At 68.6% G+C, this 4,099-nt stretch carries 3 protein-coding genes; 2 read left to right on the top strand and 1 reads right to left on the bottom strand.

The window, feature by feature from the left end; translation table 11 throughout:
* Together VJS38_RS07595 and lpdA are read left to right on the top strand one after the other, a co-directional pair.
* Positions 1-799, top strand: a 799-nt coding sequence (locus VJS38_RS07595) for a 2-oxo acid dehydrogenase subunit E2 (protein WP_324087549.1), incomplete at its 5' end; no start/stop codon positions are given.
* 101 nt (positions 800-900) lie between these two features.
* A complete protein-coding gene (lpdA, locus tag VJS38_RS07590) occupies positions 901-2,307 on the top strand; it encodes a dihydrolipoyl dehydrogenase (protein WP_324087548.1) in 1,407 nt (468 codons plus the stop codon).
* A gap of 88 nt (positions 2,308-2,395) precedes the next feature.
* On the opposite strand, the gene VJS38_RS07585 is transcribed toward lpdA, so the two are convergent.
* The gene (locus VJS38_RS07585) at positions 2,396-3,952 is read right to left on the bottom strand and encodes an AMP-binding protein (protein WP_324087547.1); all 1,557 of its coding nucleotides are present in this window, start codon (positions 3,950-3,952) and stop codon (positions 2,396-2,398) included.
* Positions 3,953-4,099 lie beyond the last annotated feature (147 nt).

The following is a 4,099-nucleotide window of genomic DNA, read 5'->3' as shown; positions in this document are numbered from 1 at the left end:
GGGCGCGGCTCCGGCCGCGGCGCCCAAGCCCGCGGCGGCTGCCGCGCCGGCGGTTGCGCCCGCGGCCAAGCCGGGGACCTCGTCGATCGAGCAGCTCGGCATTCCGGCGGGCAGCTACGACCTGAAGCCGCTCAACATGATGCGCAAGACGGTGGCGCGGCGGCTGTCGGAGTCGTTCCGCGACATCCCGCACTTCCCGCTGACCATCGACCTGGAGATCGACGCGCTGCTGGCGGCGCGGACCAAGATCAACAAGGCGCTGGAAAAGCAGGGCGTGAAGGTCAGCGTCAACGACCTCGTCATGAAGGCCTGCGCCATTGCGCTGAAGCGGGTGCCCGAAGCCAACGCCTCCTTCAGCCCAGAAGGCATCGCCTATCACCACAACGCCGACATCTCGATGGCTGTGGCGATCGACGGCGGGCTGATCACCCCGATCATCTTCAAGGCCGAGCTGAAGAGCCTGGCCGAGATCGCCACCGAGGCGAAGGACCTCGCCGAGCGCGCGCGGACGATGAAGCTGAAGCCGGAGGAGTTCATGGGCGGCACCTTCTCGGTGTCCAACCTCGGCATGTTCGGCATCAAGTCGTTCGGCTCGATCATCAACCCACCGCAGGGCTGCATCCTGTCGGTGGGCGCTGGCGAGAAGCGACCGGTCGTGCGCGGTGACCAGCTGGCCATCGCCACCGTCATGACGGTGACGCTGACCTGCGACCACCGGGTCGTGGACGGCGCGGTGGGCGCGCGCTGGCTGGAGGCCTTCAAGGGCCTGATCGAAGACCCGATCACGATGATCGTCTGAACAGAGATCGTCCGACCAGCATCCAAGCGCCTGCCGGGGGGCCAGAGCGCTAAGTCGTTTCAGTGAGGGCTCCCGGCGCGCCGGGATGAGCGGAGCAGAGTATGGCGATCGACTTCGATGTTCTGGTGATTGGCTCGGGCCCCGGGGGATATGTGACGGCCATCCGCGCGGCTCAGCTCGGGATGAAGACGGCCATCGTCGAGCGCGAGGCGCTCGGCGGGGTCTGCCTGAACTGGGGCTGCATCCCGACCAAGGCGCTGCTCAAGTCGGGCGAGGTCTACGAGACCCTGGATCACCTGGGCGACTACGGCCTGTCGGTGGAGAAGCGCGGCTATGACTTCGCCAAAGTGGTCGAGCGGTCGCGCAAGGTCGCCGCCCAGCTGAACTCGGGCGTCGGCTACCTGATGCGCAAGCACAAGATCGAGGTGATCGAGGGAACCGCCAGGCTCGAGAAGGGCGAGGGCGCGCCCAAGGCGGTGATCGCGCTCAAGGCCGGCGGCGAGCGCACGGTCCAGGCCAAGCACGTCATTCTGGCCACCGGGGCGAGGGCGAGGACCATCCCGGAGATCGGCCTGGAGCCGGACGGCGAGCGGGTCTGGACCTACCGCGAGGCCCTGGTCCCCAAGGCGGCGCCCAAGTCGCTGGTCGTCATCGGCTCCGGCGCCATCGGCATCGAATTCGCCAGCTTCTACCGCGCCCTGGGCTCGGACGTGACGGTCGTCGAGATGCTGCCGCGCATCGTGCCGGTGGAGGACGAGGAGGTCTCGGCCGCGGCCAAGAAGGCCTTCGAGAAGCGCGGCCTGAAGTTCCGCGTGCCGGCCAGCGTCAAGAAGCTCACCAAGACGAAGACCGGCGTCGCCATCGAGATCGAGGCCGGCGGCAAGGCCGAGAGGCTGGAAGCCGAGGTGGCGATCGTCGCGGTCGGCATCGTCGGCAACGTCGAGAATCTGGGTCTCGAGGCGCTGGGGGTGAAGGTCGAGAAGACCCACGTGGTCACCGACGCCCACGGCGGGACGGGCGCGCCCGGCCTCTACGCCATCGGCGACGTGGCCGGTCCGCCCTGGCTGGCGCACAAGGCGAGCCACGAAGGCATCCACTGCGTGGAGCACATCGCCGGCCTGAAGCCGGTGAGCGTCGCCTCGCCGATCCCGGGCTGCACCTATTCGAACCCGCAGATCGCCTCGGTGGGGATCACCGAGGCCCAGGCCAAGGAGCAGGGCCGCGAAATCAAGGTCGGCCGCTTCCCGTTCAAGGTGAACGGCAAGGCGATCGCCTCCGGCGAGCTGGAAGGTTTCGTGAAAACCATCTTCGACGCCAAGACCGGGGCGCTGATCGGCGCGCACATGATCGGCGCCGAGGTCACCGAGATGATCCAGGGCTTTACGCTGGCCATGACGCTGGAAGCCACCGAGGCCGAGCTGCAGGCCACCGTCTTCCCGCACCCGACGATGAGCGAGGCCATGCACGAGGCCTCCCTCGACGCCTTCGGGCAGGTGCTGCACATGTAGACGTGACGCCCCTTCAGGGCTCTCGCGCACATTGAACAGCCCTCCCGCCGGGCGAGGATCCTGGCTCGACGCTCCGCCGGGGCTGGGCTCAGGCGCCGCGCCGCAGCTCGGCGTCGACGATCCGGCCGAGCGCGACATAGTCGGTCTTGCCGGTGCCCAGCACGGGGATCTCGACCACGCGGATGATCCGCTTGGGCACGACAAGCTCGCCGGCGCCGATCGCCTGGGCGTGGATGAGCAGCGGTCCGGTCTCGGCGTCGGGCTTGTCGGTGACCAGGATCAGCCGTTCGCCCTTCTTCGGGTCGGCGACCGCCACCACCGCATGACGGCTGTTCGGCCAGACCGCGGAAGCCAGGTCCTCGGCGGCGGTCAGCGAGACCATCTCGCCGCCGACCTTGGCGAAGCGCTTGACCCGACCCAGGATTTTGACCCAGCCGTCGGACGAGACCGAGACCACGTCGCCGGTGTCGTGCCAGCCCCCGGCGGGGGGCTCAAGGCCGCCGCCGGGAACGAGGTAGCCGGCCATGATGTTCGGCCCGCGCACGTAGAGACGTCCGCCCTGCGCGATGCCGTCGACCTTCTCCAGCCGGGTCTCGATGCCGGGCAGGAGGCCGCCGACCGTGCCGCGCCGGTTGTCGGTCGGCTTGTTCACCGCGATCACCGGCGAGGCCTCGGTCGCGCCATAGCCCTCCAGCACCGGGACCGGGCCGAAGCGCTCGGCGATCAGGTTGTGGGTCTCCTCGCGCACCTTCTCGGCGCCGCAGACGATGAACTTGAGGCCCGACAGGTCGCCCGGGGCGGCGGCGCGGGCGTACTGATTGACGAAGGTGTCGGTCGCCAGCAGCACCTTGGCCTGGGTGTCGCGGATCAGCGGCGGGATCTGTTTGGTGTGGAGCGGCGAAGGATACTGGACGGCTTTCAGCCCGCTGAACAGCGGCAAGAGCACCCCGCCGGTCAGGCCGAAGCAGTGGAAGACGGGCAGGGGGTTGAAGAAGGTCCAGTCGGGATCGAGCTCGATGTGCGCGGCCACCTGCCGGGCGTTGGCGATCAGATTGGCCTGGGTCAGCACCACGCCGCGCGGCGCGCCGAAACTGCCGGAGGTGAACAGGATGACGCCCGCGTCGCTGGGCTTGGTGCGGATGCGGAACGCCTTGGGGAAGGCGCCGGCGAGGGCCGCATAGAGCTTGTCCAGCAGGTTCACCTTGCGGCGCACCTCCTCGAGGTAGGTGATCGAGGCTAAGGGCTCCAGCGTGTCGATCACGTCATGCAGCTTGGCCTGCTCGACGAAGCGGTGGGAGGTCAGCACCCGCTTCACCTCCGCGAGCTCGCACGCCGCGCGCAGGTTCCGCAGGCCCGCGGTGAAGTTCAGCATCGTCGGCGTGCGGCCGAAGGCGTGCAAGGCGAAGAAGGTGACGACCGCTGCGGCGCTCGACGGCAGCAGCACGCCCACCCGCTCGCCGGGTTTGGTGATGTCGCACAGCTTGCGGCCGAGCGCGAAGGATGCGCGGATCAGGCCGAGGTAGGTGGTGGGCGAGCGCTCCTGGTCCTCCAGGATCTGCTTGTCACGGCCGTGCCGGCGGCTGGCGTCGACCAGGGCGTCGAAAACCGATGTCTGCGCCTGCCTCGCGTCGAACCTGCCCGCCAACCAGACCTCCCCAAATCAGTCCCTGTCCCTCGGGGGCGGAGCCTATAGAGACGGTTCAACGTTGAAAAGAATGGGCACGTTGCGTAATCGCCCGCGCGTTCGCGGCGGCGTCGAGGCAATTCGCAGCTTGATCCCGGGGCTGTGACC

Origin of the sequence: Phenylobacterium sp., assembly GCF_035276905.1 — a bacterium.
Lineage (GTDB): Bacteria > Pseudomonadota > Alphaproteobacteria > Caulobacterales > Caulobacteraceae > Phenylobacterium.
The sequence above is the reverse complement of the archived record's forward strand: the minus strand, read 5'-3'. Positions and strand labels throughout refer to the sequence as shown.

Excerpts from the sequence above, each read along its gene's own strand:
- lpdA (WP_324087548.1), top strand. The coding sequence starts at position 901 with ATGGCGATCGACTTCGATGTTCTGGTGATTGGCTCGGGCCCCGGGGGA.